Genomic DNA, 19,860 nt, shown 5'->3' on the forward strand with positions numbered 1-19,860 from the left:
CGAGCAACCCGCACTCGCCCCGCACGCCCAACCCCGAACCGCCCATGCACCCACCGCCGGTTCGGCCCGGTGGACGGCTTCGGACAACGTTCGTCGTGCCCCCTAGCATGGCTGACCATGAACATCTCCTCCGGCGCTCCCGCCAGGACCCGCCCGCAGCTCGCCGTTGTCTGGCCGACCGAGGAGGAGGCTCAACTCCAGGTCGGAATCCACCGGTTGATAGGGGACGTCACCGCGGACGGCGGCGCCATCGGCTACCTCGCCCCGCCGCCGCGGGACGAGACGGACGCCTGGCTGGGCGCGGTGCTCGCCGATGTGCGGGCGGGGGACGCGGCGTTCGCGGTCGCCACGGTCGACGGGCGGGTGGCGGGCTGCGGCCTGTGGCAGCGCCGCGGCGCCGTGTCGACGTACCGGCACAGCGGTGAGCTCCGGCAGTTGATGACGCACCCCGCGGCGCGCGGCTTCGGGCTCGGCCGGCGCCTGGTCTCCGGGTTGGTGGAGCACGCGCGCGCGATGGGCCTCGAACTGCTCACGCTCGGGGTGCGCGGCGACAACCACTCGGCCGTCGAGCTGTACTCACGCCTCGGGTTCCGCGAGTGGGGGCGCCTGCCGGGCGGTATCGCGGTGGGCGACGAGCGGGTCGACGACGTGAAGATGTGGCTCCCGCTGGGGGACTTGAGGCCGGGCGAGCGGTAGCCGACAAGGGCGGCACCGCCGCGGCGAGTGCGAGCCCTCTCAAGCCACCCGAGTAGCCCCGGCGAACGGCATCGAGTCCACCGGCGCGAGCCGCACCGGAGCGTTCGGGTTGGGCGCGTGGATCATCTGCCCGTTGCCCACATAGAGGCCGACGTGGCTGATGCCCGAGTAGAAGAACACCAGGTCACCGGGGGCGAGTTCGGACCGTGAGACGCGCTGCCCGGCGTTGATCTGCGTGTACGTCGTCCGGGGCAGCGAGACGCCCGCCGAACGGTAGGCGGCCTGGGTGAGGCCGGAGCAGTCGAAGGAGTTCGGCCCGGACGCGCCCCACACGTAGGGGCTGCCGATCGCCTCGTACGCGTACGAAATGGCCTGCGCGACACGCGAGTTGGGGGCCTTGAGGGGGCCGCGCGGCAGGTCGCGGGAGGCGCGGGCGCCCGAGTCGGCGCCGTGCAGGCCTTCCGTGACCTGGCGGCGCTCGTCGGCGGTGAGCCGGTCGAGGAGGCGCTTGGCGGAGGCCAGCTTTCCGTTGATGTCCTTCTTGTGCTGGCGCAACTTCGCCCGGTGCGCGGAGAGTTCGCCGCTCTCGCGGTCGGCCTCGGCGCGCAGCCGGTCCAGATCGCGCAGCTGACCCTGGACCCGCCGGACGTCGGCGGCCTGCCGTGCACCCGCGCGGTCGGCGCGCATCACCCGGTCCAGGTAGCCGTCCGGGTCGGAGGCGAGGGCGAGCTGCAGGGAGGGCGCGATCGCGCCGGTGCGGTACTGCTGGGCTGCGGCCGAACCGAGCGCGGTACGCGCGGAGTTGAGGCGTTCGGTCCTGCGGGCGGCCTCGTCCTGCAGCTCGTCGACGCGGTCCTCGGCGGCCTCGGCCCGCTCCTTGACGCCGTTGTACTTCTCGGTGGCGATCTCCGCCTCGTGGTACAGCTTGTCGACCTTGGCCTTCACCTGCGCCGCGGTGAGCCGGGGCTCCGCGTGCCCGGTGCCCTGGAGCGCCGCACCGGAGGCCGCTCCGGCGATGGCCAGGGTGGCGGCGGTGCGGGCCGTATGGCCGCTGATCGAGCGCTGCTTGGGTTTTCGGTGCTTGCGTTGCCTGGGTTGCGCGGCCACTGATCCACTTCCTCACGCGTCCGGCGGCGACCCGCACAGGGGGAGCGGGCCGCCGCCGGACTTCTCGGCGGGGGCGACCGGCTGCCGCCCTACGGGGCGGGGGCGGCGTTGGTGCGTGCCGGTCACCTGGCCAAGGACGCTAAACCTCGGAGTCACGGGCCGATGACGGAATGTGCGCAACTGGCCGCAGAGAGTGCCGCCCGACTGCAATTGACCGGCCGCACGCGCGCGTGGTGCCGGTTTTTGACGCTCCTGCGACCGATTTCGCGGTACGCCGAGACCTCCCTGCCGAGTGCTGATATGTGCCCGGCTAGGCTCCGCTCCATGGACGTACTCATCAACGTGTTCGTCGCCCTGCACATCATCGGCATCGCCTCCCTCCTCGGCGGCTTCCTGACCCAGATGAAGGCGATGGGCGCGGGCACGGCACGGTTCACCCCCGCGATGCTGCACGGTGCGCTGACGATGCTGGTCACCGGTGTGGCCCTGGTCGGCCTCAACCAGGCCGACGACCAGACGGTCAACAACATCAAGATCGGCGTGAAGCTGGCCCTGCTGATCGTGATCCTCGGCCTCGTCTACGTGAAGCGCGACGAGGAGAAGGTGGACAAGGGGATGTTCGTGACGGTGGGCGCGCTCACCACCGTCAACATCTTCCTCGCGACGCTCTGGACGTAGCGGCTCCGCACACACGCGCAAGGGCCCGGACCGGAAAACGGTCCGGGCCCTTGCGCGTACCGGGCAGAACCGGCTCAGGCCGGCCGCACCACGCTGTGGATCGGCATGTAGTAGATCGACTCGACGCGTACGTTCGTCCCCGGCTTCGGGGCGTGGATCATCTTGCCGTCGCCGATGTAGATCCCGACGTGGCTGATGTCGTCGTAGAAGAACACCAGGTCACCGGGTTGTGCGTCGGCCGTCTTCACGGTCGTGCCGACCTTCACCTGGTCCCAGGTGGTGCGCGGCAGCGAGATCCCTGCCGCCTGCCAGGCGTCCTGCGTGAGCCCGGAGCAGTCGTACGAGTCGGGCCCGGTCGCGCCCCACACGTACGGCTTGCCGATCTGCGCCTCCGCGAAGGCGATCACCTTCTCCGCCTTGGCGGCGTACGAGGTGTCCGTGCCGGAACCAGAATCCGAACCGGAGCCCGAGCCGGAGTCGGAGCCCGAGCCGGAGTCCTGCTCCTGTTCCTCCTGCTCCTGCCGCGCCTCCTCCTCGGCCTGGCGCCTGCGCTCCTCCTCGGCCTGCTGCCGCGCGAGCTCCTCCGCCTTGCGCTTGGCCGCGGCCTCCTTCTCCCGCTCGATCGCGGCGAGCCGCGCCTTCTCCTCTGCGGTCAGCTTCGACAGCAGTTCGCGTGCCTCGGAGAGCTTGGCCTGCACGGCCCGCTTGCTCTCCCGGAGGTCGGCCTGCGACTCGGTCAGCGTCTCCAGGCTCTTCTGGGCCTTGCCGCGTTCGGCGGAGGCCTCGCGCTGCAGCGCCTCGTAGTCGTCGACGGCGCGCTTCTGCCGGTCGCTGAGGCGGTTCATCAGCTGCCGCTGGTCGAACATCTCCTGCGGGTCGTCGGCGAGGAGCAGATGCGCGGTCTCCGAGGTGCCGCCGTGGCGGTACTGGGCCGCGGCGAGCGAACCGAGCTCGCGCCGCGCCTCGTTGACCTTGTCGGTGCGCTCGGCGACCTGGTCGAGCAGCCCGTCGACCTCGCCGCGCTGCCGGTCGGTTCGCTCCTTGGCGGCGTTGTACTTCTGCGTGGCGACGCCTGCCTGCCGGTACAGGTCGTCGACCTTCTTCTGGACCTCTTCGAGGGACGGCTTCGGCTCGGCCGGTGCGGCGCCCGCGGTCTGCGACAGCAGGGCGACGGAGGTGAGAGCGGCGGTGGTGATGCCGACGGCCTGGGACGTCCGTATCAGACCCGGCCTGGACCGCGGCTTGCGGTGCGACGCCAAAGGAGGCGCTCCTTCCGTTGGCCGCCTACCGGGTTAGCTGTCGGGTTCGGGCGGATGGTTCGGAAGGGCTGCCCTACGGTCTCGTACGTTGTGCTCTTGTACGGGACCGATTCACCCCGGATGTGAAGGTGGGTCCCCGGCTCCGGCTGCCCGCGTGGGGCGCACCGGACTCGGCGCAGGCCGCGCGCTCCCGGCGTTTTTCGCCGGCGGGGGGACGTGCGGCCCGCCAGCAAAGTAGCCAACTCGTGTGCCAGCTGTGAAGGTTGGTGTCCGATAGGCCCGATACATTTTCGTGACTTTCGCTCTGTGTGAGCGGGTGAACACGGCTCGACCGGGCCTGTTCGCCGTACGGCAGAGGGGCGGCCCGGGGGAGGGCGGGGGTGGGCTCGGGGAACCGGGGTCGGGCTGTCAGTGCGTCCGCCTAGACTCGGTAGGCGATGAGCAGCCTCTTTGACGACAGCTTCCTGGCGGACCTCCAGCCCAAGGACGACGGGCCCCCGCCGCCGCCCGAGGAGCCCGCGCCGGAGCAGATTCCGGACGACCTCTTCGGCGGCCGCTTCGACGCGCCCCCGCCCAGGGACGCGTACTACCGCGACGGCGCCCCCCGCCCCGCGGTCGATCCGGCGACCCTGCTGGAGGGGCTGAACGACAACCAGCGCGCGGCCGTCGTGCACTCCGGCACCCCGCTGCTCATCGTCGCGGGTGCGGGCTCCGGCAAGACCCGCGTCCTCACCCACCGCATCGCCCACCTCCTCGCGGAGCGGGACGTCCACCCGGGCCAGATCCTCGCGATCACGTTCACGAACAAGGCCGCCGGCGAGATGAAGGAACGCGTCTCCGACCTGGTCGGCCCGCGGGCCAACGCGATGTGGGTGATGACCTTCCACAGCGCCTGCGTGCGGATCCTGCGCCGCGAGTCCAAGCGCCTCGGCTTCACTTCCTCGTTCTCGATCTACGACGCCGCCGACTCCAAGCGCCTGATGGCCCTGGTCTGCCGCGACCTCGACCTGGACCCGAAGCGCTTCCCGCCCAAGTCCTTCAGCGCGAAGATCTCCAACCTCAAGAACGAGCTCATCGACGAGGAGACCTTCGCCGGTCAGGCCGCCGACGGCTTCGAGAAGAACCTGGCGCAGGCGTACACGATGTACCAGCAGCGCCTCCGCGAGGCGAACGCCCTGGACTTCGACGACCTGATCATGACGACGGTCCACCTGCTCCAGGCGTTCCCGGACGTCGCCGAGCACTACCGCCGCCGCTTCCGCCACGTCATGGTCGACGAGTACCAGGACACCAACCACGCCCAGTACGCCCTGGTGCGCGAACTCGTGGGGAACGGCGAGCCGGTGGCCGACGGCGCCCCCGCGATCGAGCCCGCCGAGCTGTGCGTGGTGGGTGACGCGGACCAGTCGATCTACGCGTTCCGCGGCGCCACCATCCGCAACATCCTCCAGTTCGAGGAGGACTACCCGAACGCGACGACGATCCTCCTGGAGCAGAACTACCGCTCCACGCAGACGATCCTCTCCGCCGCCAACGCCGTCATCGAGCGGAACGAGAGCCGCCGCCCCAAGAACCTCTGGACCAACGCCGGTGAGGGCGCCCGCATCACGGGCTATGTCGCGGACACCGAGCACGACGAGGCGCAGTTCGTCGCCGAGGAGATCGACCGCCTCACCGACGCGGGCGAGGCGAAGGCCGGAGACGTCGCGGTGTTCTACCGCACGAACGCCCAGTCCCGTGTCTTCGAGGAGATCTTCATCCGCGTCGGCCTGCCCTACAAGGTCGTCGGCGGCGTCCGCTTCTACGAGCGCAAGGAGGTCAGGGACGTCCTGGCCTACCTCCGCGTCCTCGCCAACCCGGAGGACTCGGTTCCGCTGCGGCGGATCCTCAACGTCCCCAAGCGCGGCATCGGCGAGCGCGCCGAGGCGATGATCGACGCCCTGTCGCTGCGCGAGAAGATCAGCTTCCCGCAGGCCCTGAAACGCGTCGACGAGGCGTACGGCATGGCCGCCCGCTCCGCCAACGCGGTCCGCCGCTTCAACACGCTGATGGAGGAGCTCCGTACGATCGTGGAGTCCGGCGCCGGCCCGGCCACGGTCCTGGAGGCCGTCCTCGAACGCACCGGATATCTCGCCGAGTTGCAGTCCTCGACGGACCCGCAGGACGAGACCCGCATCGAGAACCTGCAGGAACTCGCCGCCGTGGCCCTGGAGTTCGAGCAGGAGAACGAGGACGGCGAGGCGCAGGGCACGCTCGCGGACTTCCTGGAGCGGGTCGCGCTCGTCGCCGACTCGGACCAGATCCCGGACGAGGAGGAGGACGGCTCCGGCGTCATCACGCTGATGACGCTGCACACCGCGAAGGGCCTCGAGTTCCCGGTGGTCTTCCTGACCGGCATGGAGGACGGCGTCTTCCCGCACATGCGCGCGCTCGGCCAGGTCAAGGAGCTGGAGGAGGAGCGCCGCCTCGCGTACGTGGGCATCACCCGCGCCCGCGAGCGCCTCTACCTGACGCGGTCCACGATGCGCTCGGCCTGGGGCCAGCCGTCGTACAACCCGCCGTCCCGCTTCCTGGAGGAGATCCCGGAGCAGCACCTCGACTGGAAGCGCACCGGTCCTGCCGCGCCGCCGCCGTCGCGCGGCCCGGCCGGCGGGGTCGTCTCCTCGCTCTCGTCCTCCCGTTCCCGCAGCGGCCCGTCCGGTTTCGCGACGCGGCGTACGTCCGGGGACAAGCCGGTGGTCTCGCTCGCGGCGGGGGACCGGGTCACGCACGACCAGTTCGGCCTCGGCACGGTCGTCGGCGTGGAGGGCGCGGGGGACAAGGCCCGCGCGACGATCGACTTCGGCGACCCGAAGCCGAAGGTGCTGCTGCTCAGATACGCGCCGGTCGAGAAGCTCTGACGGTCGGAACGGGGCCGGTCCGACTTGGGCCGGTCCCGACCGCGGTCGGCCCTGAAGGCACCGGTCCGGTCTTTGTGGCCGCGGCGGGCTGGCCGGGGTCGGGCCGGGGCGCGGGGATCAGGTCGGGTCGAGTCCGTGGCTGCGCAGCCACGGCAGCGGGTCGATCGTCGAGCCGCCGCCGGGGCGCACCTCGAAGTGCAGGTGCGGGCCGGTCGAGTTGCCGGAGTTGCCGGAGTACGCGATGGTGTCGCCGGCCTTCACGGAACCGCTGCGGATCTTCGTGCTGGAGAGGTGGCAGTACCACAGCTCCGTGCCGTCGGCGGCGGTCACGATCACCATGTTCCCGTACGCGGGATTCCACTGCGTACGCACGGTGCCGTCCGCGGCGGCCATGACGGGGGTGCCGTACGAGACGGGGAAGTCGATGCCCGAGTGCGTGGACATCCAGTTGATGCCGGACTGCCCGTAGTACGAGCTCAGCCCGCGCTGCTCCACCGGCAGCGCGAACTTCGGCCGCATCGCCTCCTTGCGTGCAGCCTCGGCGGCCTTCCGCTTCCGCTCGGCCTCCTGGCGCTCCCTGAGGTCGATGCGTTCCTGCGTACGGCTGGCGCGGTCGGCGAAGTCGTCGGCGTCCGCGGACAGGTTGGCGAGCTGGGTGTCCAGCTTGTTGTTGGCCGTGGACGGTTTGACCGTGGTCGGGTCGGGCGCGGCCTGCGCCTGCGTGTCGGCCTGGTCCTCGCTCATGCCGCCCGCCACCGACGCGGCCGCGATGCCCGCGACGCCGAGCGCGCACACCGACGGCACGGCGACCGTCAGCAGCGCGGAACGCTTCGCGGGGGCGCGGCGCCGACTGCGGCTACGGGGCGGGGCGCCGGCCGGGGCGATCGGGGCGACGAGCGGTTCGTCGGCGGAGGCGCCGGAGGCACCGGCGGGGCCGGAGTCCGTGGGGTGCGCGGCGTCCGGGGCTTCCGTGACGTCGGACTCGGCGAGGTCGGTGTGGCCGAACTCGGGCCCCGCGGCGGGGTGTTCGGCGACCGCGTGCTCGTCCTGGCCGGACTGCTCGAAGGCCTGGGCGTCGAAAGCCTGGGCGTCGAAGGTCTGGGTCTCGAACCCGGTGGCGTCGAAAGGCTGGGCCTGAGTTTCGAAGGCCAGGGGGTCGAAGTGCTGCGTGTCGAACGCCTGCGGTTCGAGGTGCTGCGCCTCGAGGCTCTGCGGGTCGAGCCCGTGCGTCTCGAAGGCGAGCGGATCGAAGACGGGTGCGGCGGCGGCCTGCGGCTCGAAGCCCTGGGCGTCCAGGCCCTGTACGTCGAGGCCCTGCACGTCGAAGGCCTGGGCGTCGAACGTGCCGGTGCCGTACGGGTCGTACGCGTCCGTGGTGGTCGGAGCGGAGGGCGCGGCCGCGTCGACGTTCCATGCGGTGGCGTCGTACGCGCCCGTCTCCAGGAACTGCTGGCCGTGCTCGAGCCCGGTCGGCTGCTCGAAGGTCGACGCCTGCCACTGGCCGGTCGCGTCCCACTGCTCGGCGGACTGCGGTCCCGGCTGGGCGGGGATGTCGGCGAGCGGCTGGTATCCGTCCGTCGCCCACATGGCGGTCGTGTCGTAGCTGCCGGTCGCGTAACTGCCCGCGTCCTGGGGGGTGTTGTCGTGCAGCGCCGTGTCCTGCAGACCGGTCTGCGTCATGGCCTGCTGGGCGCCGCCCGCGTACGGGTCGTACCCGGCCTGGCCGCCGGCCGACCACTGGCCGTTGTCCCACTGGCCGCTCTGCCCGGCGTCGTATGCGTCGGTCTCACCCGGCATCGCGCCGAACAGCGGGTCGGCGTCGAAAGAGGTGGTGTCGAAGGCACCGGTGGTGTAGCCGTCGTAACCGGCGGCATAGCCGTGCTGGTCGTTCACCAACTTCTCTTTCGCCTCGACAGCAGGGGGCAGAGCAGTGCGAGGACTGTACCCGGCGGTACGCGACGGCGACAATCTTCGGGGGGTTTCCCGCCTTCAGGAAACGGGCAATCGGCCGTCTTTCGGCGGACTGTGGGCAGAGCTTTGGCGCTGCGTTCGAGGAGCGTTCGACGTTCGTACGCCTCGAGGTCGCCTCCGCCGCCGAATCTGACGCGCCGTCAAGGGAGTTGACCGGGTTTCTGCGCTGGTCAACGCAGTGTGGCGGCGTGTGCGCGGGGCGTGCGGGGTGCGCGGGGTGCGCGCGGGGGTGCAGGGTTCGGCCGGCGTCGGGTCAGGCGACGACCGCGGGCGCGCCGCCGGCCGACGCGGCGACTTGGCCTCCCTCGCCCTCTCCGCCTCCTTCTCCCTCTCCGTCGATCGCCTGCCGGATGCCGGCCGCGACCGCCGGATGCACCGGCAGGGCAAGATGCCCGATTCCCGTCACCTGTACGTTCTGCACCGCAAGTTCGGGATGGTCCATGCAGGCCGACTCCGGCGGGGCCACCACCGTGTCGAGCTCGCTCCAGAAACAGACGAACCGCGTACGGCAGTTCGGCGCGGCCTCTCTCAACTCCTCGACCACGTCGGAGTCCGGGCGCATCTGGCGCACGATCGGGTGCGCGCTCATCCACGGCGCGACACTGGTCCCGCTGTGCGGCGTGCCGAGCGTGACCAGCGTCCGCACCCGGCTGTCCCCGCCGAGCCGCTGCACGTAATAACGAGCGATCAGCCCGCCCAGGCTGTGCCCGACGACGTCGACGTCCGGCTGCCCGGTCCGCTCGCAGATCTCCTCCACCTGCCGGGCGAGCTGCTCGGCGGCCTCGCGGACGTCGAGTGTCAGCGGCGAGTAGTTGAGGGACGTGATGTGCCGCCGCCCCTCCTTGGCCAGCGCGCGGCGCAGCAGCACGAAAACCGAACGGTTGTCGATGAAGCCGTGCAGCAGTACGACGGGCCGCTCGGCCGTGGCGCTCGCCGGCAACCGCACGGGCTCGTTCTCGTACTCGCCCTTGTCCTCGTCCGTGTCTCTCCGTAACGACGCGGGCTCCTGGGCCTGCTCCTGCCAGATGCCCGTGGGGTAGAGGAACAGATGCCCGGCGAGCACGGCCAGATCGAGCACCGACGCCTTGAGCAGCGCGGCGGAGAGCGGAAGGCAGGGGGAGCAGGGGAGGAGGGGGACCTGGGGCAGCTGCGGGAGCTGGGGCAGTTGCCGGAACTGGGGGAGCTGGGGGAGTTGGGTCAGGCGCTGCAGGCCTGGGTGGCGCAGTGCCGTTTCGAGGGTCGACATCAGTACGGGCAGCACCTTCACGGCAGACCTCCCGAACCGCACGCGAGGGTCGGCTCCGAGCCCCCGTGTGCCCTTTTGGTTGCCGTGCCGGCCCTGGGGAGCAGCGTCCCGGCGGCGCCGACGGCGACCGTTCCTATGTCAGCTCTGCGTGCTCCTCCACTCCCGTCTCCCCCGTACGCGCTCCCGCTGCGCGGCGGTCACCCCGCCGTCACCGTGAGCGACACCCGGTGTGCGTGTCTCACCATGTGATTTCCCCCTCCCTCCACACCGGAAACTGCCGCGTACGGGATCCTGGAGATAACGTTCGTTCACATCGTTCCTCTGCTGGTTCACCTTCGCGAGACGCCTCGGGGCTGTCGCAGGGCTGGTGGCGGACTCCTGAGGAGCTAGTCGGTACATGGAGGCAGTGATGGGTGTGGCAGCCGGTCCGATCCGCGTGGTGGTCGCCAAGCCGGGGCTCGACGGGCACGATCGCGGGGCGAAGGTGATCGCGCGGGCGCTGCGCGACGCCGGTATGGAGGTCATCTACACCGGTCTGCACCAGACGCCCGAGCAGATCGTGGACACCGCCATCCAGGAGGACGCCGATGCCATCGGCCTGTCGATCCTCTCCGGCGCCCACAACACGCTCTTCGCCAAGGTCATCCAGCTCCTCAAGGAGCGCGACGCGGAGGACATCAAGGTCTTCGGCGGCGGCATCATCCCCGAGGACGACATCGCGCCCCTGAAGGAACAGGGCGTCGCGGAGATCTTCACCCCGGGCGCGACGACCGCGTCGATCGTCGAGTGGGTACGGGCGAACGTCACGCAGGGTGCGGAGGCGTGAGGTCTGAGGCGTGAGGTCTGAGGTCTGAGGCTTGGGGTCTGAGGCATGAGGCTTGGGGCTTGGGGGCCGAGGTCTGAGGCTTGGGGTTCGAGGCCTGGCAGAGGCCGGGCGCGTCAGGGCTGGGCGGCGGGTGCGGCTGCGGTTGAGGTCGCGTCGACTTCGGCGGTCGTGTCCGCCGAGGCCGCGTTTCCGGGCGGGGCTGGGTTTCCGGGCGGTGCCGCGTTTCCGGGCGGTGGCGCGTTTCCGGGCGGGGCCAGCTCGCTGAGCATCGCCGCGCGTAGCCTCAGCGTGCCGACGAGGCGTTGGAAGGCCTCCGCCCAGTAGCCCACCGCGCCCGGTGCCCCGTCCTCCGGTTCGTCCGATATCGCCGTGAGGGACTCCAGACGGCTGGTCTCGGCCGGGTCTAGGCAGCGCTCCGCCAGGCCCATCACCCCGCTGAAACTCCACGGGTAACTGCCCGCGTCCCGCGCGATGTTGAGGGCGTCCACGACCGCCCGGCCCAGCGGGCCCGACCAGGGCAGCGTGCAGACGCCGAGCAGTTGGAACGCCTCCGACAGTCCGTGCGCGTCGATGAAACCGGCGACCCAGTCCGCCCGCTCGGCGGCCGGCAGCACGGCGAGGAGTTTCGCGCGCTCGGCCAGTGACACCGCGCCGGGCCCGCCCGCCTCGGGCGCGGACGGCGCGCCCAGCAGCGCCCGCGCCCACCCGGCGTCCCGCTGACGTACGGCCGCACGGCACCACGCGGCGTGCAGCTCAGGCTGCCAGTCGTCGTGCACGGGAAGCGCCGCGATCTCCTCCGCGCTGCGCCCGCCGAGCCGGGCCGGCCACGTGGCGAGCGGCGTCGCCTCCACCAACTGGCCGAGCCACCAGGCGCGTTGGCCGCGGCCCGACGGTGCGTGCGGGACGACTCCGTCGCGTTCCATCGCCGCGTCGCACGTGTGCGGCGCCTCCACCGTGATGGCGCTGCGTGTCGGATCCATCGCCACGCAGGACGCCGCGCGCTTCGCCATACGCGCCGCGAGCGCCGAACCGGGCAGCGCCGACAGGAGCTCGGCGGCCGTCGCCCGCACGTTCCGGCTGCGGTCGGACAACGCACGCTCCAGGAACGACTCGTCGCCGTCGGACAACCCGGCGCGCAGCGAGTCCAGGAACATCAGCCGGTCCTCGGCCCGCTCCGTCGACCACGTACCGCCCAGAAGCTCACGTGCCGCCGCCGGATCGTCCGCCCGCACCGCCGCCAGCAGGGCGACCCGCTCCGCGAACAGCCCCTCGCCCCACAGGCGTTGGACCGCGCCCGCATCCCGGACGTCGGGCAGCGAGCCCCCTCCCGGCGCCGCGCGGAGCGCGAACTTCCAGTCCGGGTTGAGCCGCGCCAGCCACAACGCCCTCGGCCCGGCGAAGCGCAGGGCCTGCGGCCGCAGGTCGGTGCGGCCCCGGGCGGCGTCGAGCAGGGCGGGCAGCAGCTCGGCGGGCGCCGCGTACCCGTGGTCGTTCGCCGTCGCCAGCCACTGCGGCAGCAGCTCGGTCAGATCGGGGGCCGTGCCGCGCCGACCACCTCCCGGTCCAGGCCGGTCGGCCAGGAGCAGCGCGAGGCGATGCCGCGCGGCCGCGGGCAACGGCGGCCGCGGGTCGGGCGCGGACCGTTCGGGCAGGGCGGCGGCACGCGCGGGCCGCAGCCCTGCCCGACGGCGCACCGTCTCCACGGCCGCCGCGTCGAGCAGCGCCCCCGGCAGGTCCTTCCCGGGCGGCACGTCCAGCGGCGGCCTGCGGCGATCGGTCCCGAGCAGCGCGGAGGTGACGAGGTCCTCCCAGGCCGTGGGGCTCGTGGTGGGCTTCGGTTCGGCGTCGGCGGTTGTGCTGGCGTTCATGCGGTTCTCCAAGGACAAGGGGGATCTCGCGGGAGCGGCACGGGAGTTGAGGGGCGAGAGGGAGGGGTGTCGGCAACCGCCGATGTTCGGGAACGCGTACGAGCACGGGAACGCGTATACGCACGGGCGGGTACGCGCGCGTACGGGTACGGGTACGGGTGCGAGGGCCGACTGCGGCCCGCGCCCTCAGCTCAGCGATATCGCCTCGGCCCCGCGCCCCGCGGGCCAGGCCGTGAGCGGTGTGAAGCCGCCGTGCCCGCATTCGCCGAAGACCGTCACGGGCGCGCCGCCCGATATCGCGACGAGCTTCCACAGCCCCGGCCGCGAAACGGCCTTGTCCGACAACGGCACAGCCAACTGGCCGGTCTCATCGGCGAGTTGCCACCCCTCGTCACCGCCCGCCTCGTCCCGTACGGGAACGACCTGCCGGAGCGTGACCGGCCACGAGTCCAGCCACGGGTCGTCGCGCAGCGCGATGCCGTACGCCGCCGCCGCGTCGGCGACGCCTGTGCCCTGGGGGCGCAACGGCGTCGGCTCGGGCGGGGTGAAGCGTTCGCCGAGCGCGGCCCGCAGCTGGCCGGCCCCCGGATAGGAGGTGAGCTCCGCGTCCAGCGCCAGGCCCACCGGAAGCGACAGCTCCGGTGCGCGTCCCGCGGCCCCGAAGGACAGCAGCAGTGCCGTCCGCCCCGACTCGGCGCCGTACAGCCAGATGCGGCGGGTGGTCAGCTTGGCCTCCGCCGAGTCGTACTGCGCGAGCACCAGCCAGCGGTCCCGGACCGGCGGGCCCTCGGCGGACGTCGGCAGTCCGAGTCTGGTGCGGACCGTGGCCGCCAGAGGTGCGGGGAGCTCCTCGCGGCGCAGCCACGCCTGGTCGAGGAGGTGGAGGAGGGCACACTCCTCCAGCAGTCGCACCGGCCAGCCCGCGCCGGAGCCGGGGATCGCGCCCAACTCCTGTACACGCGAGGCCAGTCCGGGCACTTGGGCGTCCACCATCCGGCGGGCCGTCTCCTCCCACATTCCGTACCCGGCCTGCTCGGCGCCTGCGAGGCCGCCGCGCAGCAGGTCGGTCAGGCGCTGCTCCAACTCCGTCGCGCCCGCCGTCGCCCGCTCCGCCCGCCGCTCGGCCCTGCGCCGCGCGGCCTCCGCATCAACACCCTTGGCCTCAGCTGTAGTTCCCCCTGCCTGGTCCTCGCTCTCGGCGGCCCGCTCGCGTCTGCGGGACAGCCATTCCTCCGCCCACTCCGGCGGACGCCCCTCCGGAACCGTGCCGTCCGCCCCGTCGGGCCCGGCCCAGAGCAGCAGCAGGCCGAGCGCGTGCTTGCACGGGAACTTCCGGCTCGGGCAACTGCACTGGTACGCCGGGCCCTTGGTGTCCACCACCGTCCGGTACGGCTTGCTGCCGCTGCCCTTGCAGAGTCCCCACACCGCCCCCTCGGTCGAACTCCCCGTCTCGGACCACGGACCGGCCGCGCCGAGCTTGCTTCCCGCCTTGCGTGACGCGGCGTCAGGAGCCAGTGCCAGCACCTGATCAGCCGTCCAGCGCACCCCCTGCTGATTCATGTCTGCGACGTTAGGGCCCGCCACTGACAATCGGCCCTGACCTGCGAAGACGGTCGATTGTCAGTGGCGTGGTGCACGGTGGGAACCACAACCGGCGATCAGCTCGGGCCGCGGCCCGGCGATCTGTCGAGGTGCTCAGTCCTGCGCACTTGGAGGGGGATCCATGACTGTGCCCGTCAACACCGCCGTGAACGGCTCGAACGGCTCGAACGGCTCCAACGGCGCTGCGGAGGTGCTGCGGCCGCACGCCGAGGACGCGTTCGCCGACGAGCTGAAGGCGCTCGCGGCCGCCGACGACCGCCCTCGGCCCGCGCGTTGGCGCCTCTCGCCCTGGGCCGTCGCCACGTACCTGCTCGGCGGCACGCTGCCCGACGGCACGGTGATCACGCCGAAGTACGTGGGCCCGAGGCGCATCGTCGAGGTCGCCGTGACGACGCTCGCCACCGACCGCGCCCTGCTGCTCCTGGGTGTGCCCGGCACGGCGAAGACCTGGGTGTCCGAGCACCTGGCGGCCGCGGTCAGCGGTGACTCCACGCTGCTCGTGCAGGGCACGGCAGGCACGCCGGAGGAAGCGATCCGGTACGGATGGAACTACGCGCAGCTCCTCGCCCACGGCCCCAGCCGGGACGCGCTCGTGCCCAGCCCGGTCATGCGCGCGATGGCGGAGGGGATGACGGCGCGGGTCGAGGAACTCACCCGCATTCCGGCGGACGTGCAGGACACGTTGATCACGATCCTGTCCGAGAAGACCCTGCCGATACCGGAGTTGGGGCAAGAGGTGCAGGCCGTGCGCGGCTTCAACCTGATCGCCACGGCCAACGACCGCGACCGCGGGGTGAACGAGCTGTCGAGCGCCCTGCGCCGCCGCTTCAACACGGTCGTGCTGCCCCTGCCCGAGAGCGTCGAGGCCGAGGTGGACATCGTGTCGCGCCGCGTCGACCAGCTCGGCCGCTCGCTCGACCTGCCGGCGGCGCCGGACGGCATCGACGAGATCCGCCGCGTCGTCACCGTCTTCCGCGAACTGCGCGACGGCGTCACGGCCGACGGACGTACGAAGGTGAAGTCGCCCAGCGGCACGCTCTCCACGGCCGAGGCGATCTCCGTGGTGACCAACGGCCTCGCGCTGTCGGCCCACTTCGGCGACGGGGTGCTGCGGCCGTCCGACGTGGCCGCCGGGATTCTCGGCGCCGTCGTCCGCGACCCGGCCGCCGACCGAGTCGTCTGGCAGGAGTACCTGGAGGCGGTCGTCCGCGAGCGCGACGGCTGGCAGGACTTCTACCGCGCGTGCCGGGAGGTGAGCGCGTGAGCAGCAGTTCCACGACGGAACAGCAGACGAGCTCGCCCGCCCGGCCCATGGACAGGGGCGCCGCCCTACACGGGGGTGAGGGCGGCGCCCCGCAGTACGAAGGTTGTGAACGGCCGGACGGGCCCTGGCTGTTGGGGGTGCGGCACCACGGCCCGGGCTCGGCGCGATCCGTACGGGAAGCGCTCGACGCCTGCGCGCCGCGTGCCGTGCTCATCGAGGGACCGCCCGAAGCGGACGCCCTGGTGGAGCTGGCCGGGGCCGAGGGGATGACGCCGCCGGTGGCGCTCCTGGCGCACGTCACGGACGACCCGGCACGCTCGGCGTTCTGGCCGCTGGCCGAGTTCTCCCCGGAGTGGGTGGCCCTGCGCTGGGCGGTGGAACACGGCGTACCCGCACGGTTCATCGACCTGCCGGCGGCGCATTCCCTCGCGGGGGCACCGGGGGAGGAGGGGGCCGACGCCGGCGAGGAGGCCCCGTCGAGGGGGCAGGGCGACCCGAGCGGCCCGGGCGACCTGGGCGGCCCGGGCGACCTGGATGGCTCGGGCAGCCCGACTGGCCCGAGCGGCCGGGATGGTGCGGAGGGCTCGGACGGCCCGGACAGTCCGGACGGCCTGGGCGGGAAGGGCGGCCTGGGGAGGCAAGAGACCCCGGGTGGGGAGGCCGGCCCGGGCACCCCGGATGGGCAAGGCGCCCCGGACGGGCGAGGCAGCCGGGGAGGGCAAGGTGCCTCTGGCGTACAAGGTGGCCTTGAGGGCTGGGGCGGCCCGGATGGCCCAGACGGCCCGGGCGGCCTGGGCAGGGAGGACGGCCTGCGGAGGCAGGACAACCTGGGCGGGCAGTACGGCCCGGACGGGCAACGCACCTCGGACTCGCAAGGCGCCTCGGGCAGGCAGGACAGTCTGGGCGGGAACGCTGGCCCGGGTGCCCCGGACGGGCAAGGCGCCGCGGACAGGAAGGTCAGCCCGGACGGGCAAGGCCCCCCAGACGGGCAAGGTGCCCCGGACGGCCAAGGTGCCCCGGACGGCCAAGGTGCCCCGGACAGGCAAGGTCCCCCAGACGGCCAAGGCGGCCCGGACGGGCAAGGCAGGGTGGTCGAGCGGGGAGTCGAGGGGCAGCAGGATCTTCGGGTCGATCCTCTTGCCGTGCTCGCCGAGGCGGCCGGGTACGACGACCCGGAGCGCTGGTGGGAGGACGTGGTCGAGCATCGGCGCGCGGGCGACGACGCGCTCGCCCCGTTCGCCGCGCTGGCCGAGGCGATGGGCGCCCTGCGCGAGCAGTACGGGGACGGCGGCCGCACGCGGGACGCGGTCCGCGAGGCGTACATGCGGCTCCGACTCCGAGCAGCCCGCAAGGAGTTCGGGGACGAGGTGGCCGTGGTGTGCGGGGCCTGGCACGTGCCGGCGCTCGCGGCCCGCGCCACCGTGACCGCCGACCGTGCGCTCCTGAAGGGCCTGCCCAAGGCGAAGGTCGACATGACGTGGGTGCCGTGGACCCACCGCAGGCTGTCGCGGGCCAGCGGTTACGGGGCGGGCATCGCGTCGCCGGGCTGGTACGCGCATCTGTTCCGCGCCCCGGACCGGCCGGTCGAGCGCTGGATGACCAAGGTCGCCGGGCTGCTCAGGGACGAGGACAGGGCGGTGTCGTCCGCGCACGCCATCGAGGCGGTGCGGCTCGCCGAGACCCTGGCCGTGATGCGCGGACGCCCCCTGCCCGGGCTGTCGGAGACCACCGACGCGGTCCGCGCGGTGATGTGCGACGGATCGGACGTGCCGCTGGCGCTGGTGCACGACAAGCTCGTCGTCGGGGACGTGCTCGGCGAAGTGCCCGAGTCCGCGCCCGCCGTGCCGCTCCAGCGCGACCTGACCCGGACACAGCGCCGCCTGCGCCTCAAACCCGAGGCAATGGAGCGGGAGTTGGACCTCGACCTGCGCAAGGACACGGACGCCGCGCGCAGCAGGCTCCTGCACCGGCTGCGTCTCCTCGGCGTCGGCTGGGGCGAGCCGTCGGCGGGCACGCGGGGCACGACCGGCACGTTCCGCGAGAGCTGGCGGCTGCGCTGGGAGCCCGAGCTGGCAGTGCGGGTCGCCGAGGCGGGAATCTGGGGCACGACGGTGCTCGCGGCCGCCACCGCGAAGGCCGAGTCGGAGGCGGTCGCGGCGTCCGCGCTCGCCGACGTCACCGCGCTCGCCGAGCGCTGTCTCCTCGCCGAACTCCCGGACGCGCTCCCAACGGTGATGCGAGTGTTGGCCGACCGGGCGGCGCTGGACACGGATGTCGGCCACCTCGCCCAGGCCCTGCCCGCACTGGTCCGCTCGCTGCGCTACGGCGACGTGCGGGGCACGGACACCGGTGCGCTCGCCGAGGTCGCGGCGGGTCTAGCCGAGCGGGTCTTCGTGGGCCTGCCGCCGGCCTGCGCAGGCCTGGACGCGGACGGGGCGGCGCAGATGAGAGGACACGTGGACGCGGTGCACACGGCGGTGGGCCTGCTCGCCGAGGCCCCGAAATCCACCCCGGCGCCCACCTCGGCACTCGCCCCGGAGCCTGCCCCATGCGTTCCGGCGAACGCGCCCGGCGAGGCGAACACCCCATCCCTGCAGTGCCGTTGGCGCTCCGTGCTGCGTGTGCTCGGCGGGCGGGACTCGGTGCCGGGGGAGGTGCGCGGTCGGGCGGTCCGACTCCTGCTGGACGAAGGGGAGTTGGCCGACGGTGAGGCGGAGCGGCTGATGAGCCTCGCACTGTCGCCGGGCACGCCCCCTGCGGACGCGGCGGCGTGGATCGAGGGCTTCGTCGGCGCCGGGTCGGGCGGCACGGGCGGCGGAATGCTGCTGATCCACGACGACCGGCTGCTCGGCCTGGTCGACGCCTGGCTGACGTCCGTACCGGCCGAGGCGTTCACGGACGTACTGCCGCTGCTGCGCCGCACGTTCTCGGCGTACGAGGCCGGGGTGCGGCGCACGCTCGGGGAGCTGGTGCGGCGCGGGCCGGGCGAGACGGCCGGGGCGATCGCGGCCACCACCCGGATACGGGGCTTCGCCGCCGAGCCGGACGAGGAGCGGGCCGATGCGGTGCTGCCCGTCCTCCACCTCCTCCTCGGCCTCACCCCCGAAACGGCCCCGCCCTCGACGTCGACCCGCGACCTCACGGAGGTGCCCGTATGAACGGAGGTGCCCGTATGGCCAGCGCAGCCACGACGACGCCCAGCGCAGCCACGACGCCCAGCGCCGCCACGACGTCCAGTGCGGAGGAGCGGCTTCGGCGGTGGCGGCTCGTGCTCGGCGGGGACGCGGCCGACGGGACCGGGTGCAGGCTGAGCGGGCAGGACGCGGCGATGGACGGCGCGCTCAGCTCGCTGTACGGCAAGGGCGACCGCGCCGGGAAGGGCAGGGACCGCTCCGCCGGGCTGGGTGCCTCGGCGCCGTCGGTGGCGCGCTGGCTCGGCGACATCCGCAGATACTTCCCGTCGTCCGTGGTGCAGGTGATGCAGCGGGACGCGATCGAGCGGCTCGGCTTGTCCACGCTGCTGCTCGAGCCGGAGATGCTGGAGGCGGTCGAGGCGGACGTGCACCTCGTCGGCACGCTGCTGTCGTTGAAGCAGGCGATGCCGGAGACGACGAAGGAGACGGCGCGGGCCGTGGTCCGCAAGGTCGTCGAGGACCTGGAGAAACGCCTGGCGTCGCGTACGCGGTCGACGCTGACCGGCGCGCTCGACCGCAGCGCGCGCATCAGCCGCCCGCGCCACCGGGACATCGACTGGAACCGCACGATCGCCGCCAACCTGAAGAACTATCTGCCCGAGCACGGCACGGTCGTCCCGGAACGCCTCGTCGGATACGGGAGGGCCTCGCAGTCCGTGAAGAAGGAGGTGATCCTCTGCGTCGACCAGTCCGGCTCGATGGCGGCGTCCGTCGTCTACGCCTCGGTGTTCGGCGCGGTCCTGGCGTCGATGCGGTCGGTCGCGACGCGGCTGGTCGTCTTCGACACGGCGGTCGTCGACCTGACGGACCAGCTGGACGACCCGGTGGACGTCCTGTTCGGCACGCAGCTCGGCGGCGGCACGGACATCAACAGGGCGCTCGCGTACTGCCAGTCGCAGATCACGCGCCCCGCGGACACGGTGGTGGTGCTGATCTCGGACCTGTACGAGGGCGGGATACGGAACGAGATGCTGAAGCGGGTCGCCGCGATGAAAGCGGCCGGCGTCCAGTTCGTGACGCTGCTGGCGCTGTCCGACGAGGGCGCGCCCGCGTACGACCGGGAGCACGCGGCGGCGCTCGGCGGGCTCGGTGCGCCCGCGTTCGCCTGCACACCCGATCTGTTTCCGGAGGTGATGGCGGCCGCGATCGAGAAGCGGCGACTGCCGATACCGGACGCGGTCTGAACGCGGGGTGAACGCCCGGTCGTGAACGGCGCCTGAAACAGGCGGGAATGGTCGTGGGCGGCTAT

General features: G+C 72.5%; 13 protein-coding genes and 1 riboswitch. Of the genes, 7 read left to right on the plus strand and 6 right to left on the minus strand.

Translation table 11 applies throughout. The features are described 5' to 3' along the window. The first annotated feature begins 117 nt into the window (after positions 1-117). Entirely contained in the window at positions 118-696 is a 579-nt protein-coding gene (locus ACIDOF_RS14930; protein WP_409006312.1) for a GNAT family N-acetyltransferase, read from the plus strand. A gap of 39 nt (positions 697-735) precedes the next feature. Here ACIDOF_RS14930 and ACIDOF_RS14935 read toward each other — a convergent pair whose 3' ends face one another. Continuing rightward, positions 736-1,803, minus strand: a complete 1,068-nt coding sequence (locus ACIDOF_RS14935; protein WP_409006313.1) for an NlpC/P60 family protein — start codon at positions 1,801-1,803, stop codon at positions 736-738. Positions 1,804-2,127: 324 nt separating this feature from the next. On the opposite strand from ACIDOF_RS14935, the gene ACIDOF_RS14940 reads away from it, so the two are divergent. Beyond that, entirely contained in the window at positions 2,128-2,481 is a 354-nt protein-coding gene (locus tag ACIDOF_RS14940; RefSeq protein ID WP_409006314.1) for a hypothetical protein, read from the plus strand. 74 nt (positions 2,482-2,555) lie between these two features. Here ACIDOF_RS14940 and ACIDOF_RS14945 read toward each other — a convergent pair whose 3' ends face one another. After that, positions 2,556-3,740, minus strand: coding sequence for an NlpC/P60 family protein (locus ACIDOF_RS14945; protein WP_409006315.1), 1,185 nt, complete (start codon positions 3,738-3,740; stop codon positions 2,556-2,558). 6 nt (positions 3,741-3,746) lie between these two features. Next, positions 3,747-3,926: riboswitch (cyclic di-AMP (ydaO/yuaA leader) on the minus strand. A 251-nt stretch (positions 3,927-4,177) separates the two neighbouring features. Between ACIDOF_RS14945 and pcrA the strand changes: the two genes are divergently transcribed. Further along, complete coding sequence (gene pcrA, locus ACIDOF_RS14950) at positions 4,178-6,640, plus strand: DNA helicase PcrA (RefSeq protein WP_409006316.1); 2,463 nt, start codon at positions 4,178-4,180, stop codon at positions 6,638-6,640. 117 nt (positions 6,641-6,757) lie between these two features. Here pcrA and ACIDOF_RS14955 read toward each other — a convergent pair whose 3' ends face one another. After that, the gene (locus ACIDOF_RS14955) at positions 6,758-8,533 is read right to left on the minus strand and encodes a M23 family metallopeptidase (RefSeq protein ID WP_409006317.1); all 1,776 of its coding nucleotides are present in this window, start codon (positions 8,531-8,533) and stop codon (positions 6,758-6,760) included. A gap of 331 nt (positions 8,534-8,864) precedes the next feature. Beyond that, a complete protein-coding gene (locus ACIDOF_RS14960) occupies positions 8,865-9,857 on the minus strand; it encodes an esterase/lipase family protein (protein WP_409006318.1) in 993 nt (330 codons plus the stop codon). Positions 9,858-10,266: 409 nt separating this feature from the next. On the opposite strand from ACIDOF_RS14960, the gene ACIDOF_RS14965 reads away from it, so the two are divergent. Next, positions 10,267-10,683 carry a cobalamin B12-binding domain-containing protein gene (locus tag ACIDOF_RS14965; RefSeq protein WP_409006319.1) on the plus strand — a complete coding sequence of 139 codons (417 nt, stop codon included), beginning with the start codon at positions 10,267-10,269 and terminating at the stop codon, positions 10,681-10,683. Positions 10,684-10,796: 113 nt separating this feature from the next. Here the strand turns inward: ACIDOF_RS14965 and ACIDOF_RS14970 are convergent, their stop codons facing one another. Together ACIDOF_RS14970 and ACIDOF_RS14975 are read right to left on the minus strand one after the other, a co-directional pair. After that, positions 10,797-12,551: a DUF5691 domain-containing protein gene (locus tag ACIDOF_RS14970; protein ID WP_409006320.1), complete on the minus strand. Its 1,755-nt coding sequence runs from the start codon at positions 12,549-12,551 to the stop codon at positions 10,797-10,799. Positions 12,552-12,737: 186 nt separating this feature from the next. After that, on the minus strand, positions 12,738-14,111 hold the full coding sequence (locus tag ACIDOF_RS14975; protein WP_409006321.1) for an SWIM zinc finger family protein: 1,374 nt from the start codon (positions 14,109-14,111) through the stop codon (positions 12,738-12,740). 163 nt (positions 14,112-14,274) lie between these two features. On the opposite strand from ACIDOF_RS14975, the gene ACIDOF_RS14980 reads away from it, so the two are divergent. The 3 genes from ACIDOF_RS14980 to ACIDOF_RS14990 are packed head-to-tail and all read left to right on the plus strand — an operon-like array spanning position 14,275 to position 19,795. Beyond that, on the plus strand, positions 14,275-15,417 hold the full coding sequence (locus ACIDOF_RS14980; RefSeq protein ID WP_409006322.1) for an ATP-binding protein: 1,143 nt from the start codon (positions 14,275-14,277) through the stop codon (positions 15,415-15,417). 47 nt (positions 15,418-15,464) lie between these two features. After that, positions 15,465-18,575, plus strand: a complete 3,111-nt coding sequence (locus ACIDOF_RS14985; RefSeq protein ID WP_409006435.1) for a DUF5682 family protein — start codon at positions 15,465-15,467, stop codon at positions 18,573-18,575. A gap of 14 nt (positions 18,576-18,589) precedes the next feature. Beyond that, positions 18,590-19,795, plus strand: a complete 1,206-nt coding sequence (locus ACIDOF_RS14990; protein WP_409006323.1) for a vWA domain-containing protein — start codon at positions 18,590-18,592, stop codon at positions 19,793-19,795. Positions 19,796-19,860 lie beyond the last annotated feature (65 nt).

Origin of the sequence: Streptomyces sp. Da 82-17 (assembly GCF_046098215.1) — a bacterium.
GTDB lineage: Bacteria > Actinomycetota > Actinomycetes > Streptomycetales > Streptomycetaceae > Streptomyces.

Excerpts from the sequence above, each read along its gene's own strand:
- ACIDOF_RS14930 (WP_409006312.1), top strand. The coding sequence starts at position 118 with ATGAACATCTCCTCCGGCGCTCCCGCCAGGACCCGCCCGCAGCTCGCC.
- ACIDOF_RS14940 (WP_409006314.1), top strand. The coding sequence starts at position 2,128 with ATGGACGTACTCATCAACGTGTTCGTCGCCCTGCACATCATCGGCATC.
- pcrA (WP_409006316.1), top strand. The coding sequence starts at position 4,178 with ATGAGCAGCCTCTTTGACGACAGCTTCCTGGCGGACCTCCAGCCCAAG.
- ACIDOF_RS14960 (WP_409006318.1), bottom strand. The coding sequence starts at position 9,857 with ATGTCGACCCTCGAAACGGCACTGCGCCACCCAGGCCTGCAGCGCCTG.
- ACIDOF_RS14965 (WP_409006319.1), top strand. The coding sequence starts at position 10,267 with ATGGGTGTGGCAGCCGGTCCGATCCGCGTGGTGGTCGCCAAGCCGGGG.
- ACIDOF_RS14970 (WP_409006320.1), bottom strand. The coding sequence starts at position 12,551 with ATGAACGCCAGCACAACCGCCGACGCCGAACCGAAGCCCACCACGAGC.
- ACIDOF_RS14975 (WP_409006321.1), bottom strand. The coding sequence starts at position 14,111 with ATGAATCAGCAGGGGGTGCGCTGGACGGCTGATCAGGTGCTGGCACTG.
- ACIDOF_RS14980 (WP_409006322.1), top strand. The coding sequence starts at position 14,275 with ATGACTGTGCCCGTCAACACCGCCGTGAACGGCTCGAACGGCTCGAAC.
- ACIDOF_RS14985 (WP_409006435.1), top strand. The coding sequence starts at position 15,465 with ATGGACAGGGGCGCCGCCCTACACGGGGGTGAGGGCGGCGCCCCGCAG.
- ACIDOF_RS14990 (WP_409006323.1), top strand. The coding sequence starts at position 18,590 with ATGGCCAGCGCAGCCACGACGACGCCCAGCGCAGCCACGACGCCCAGC.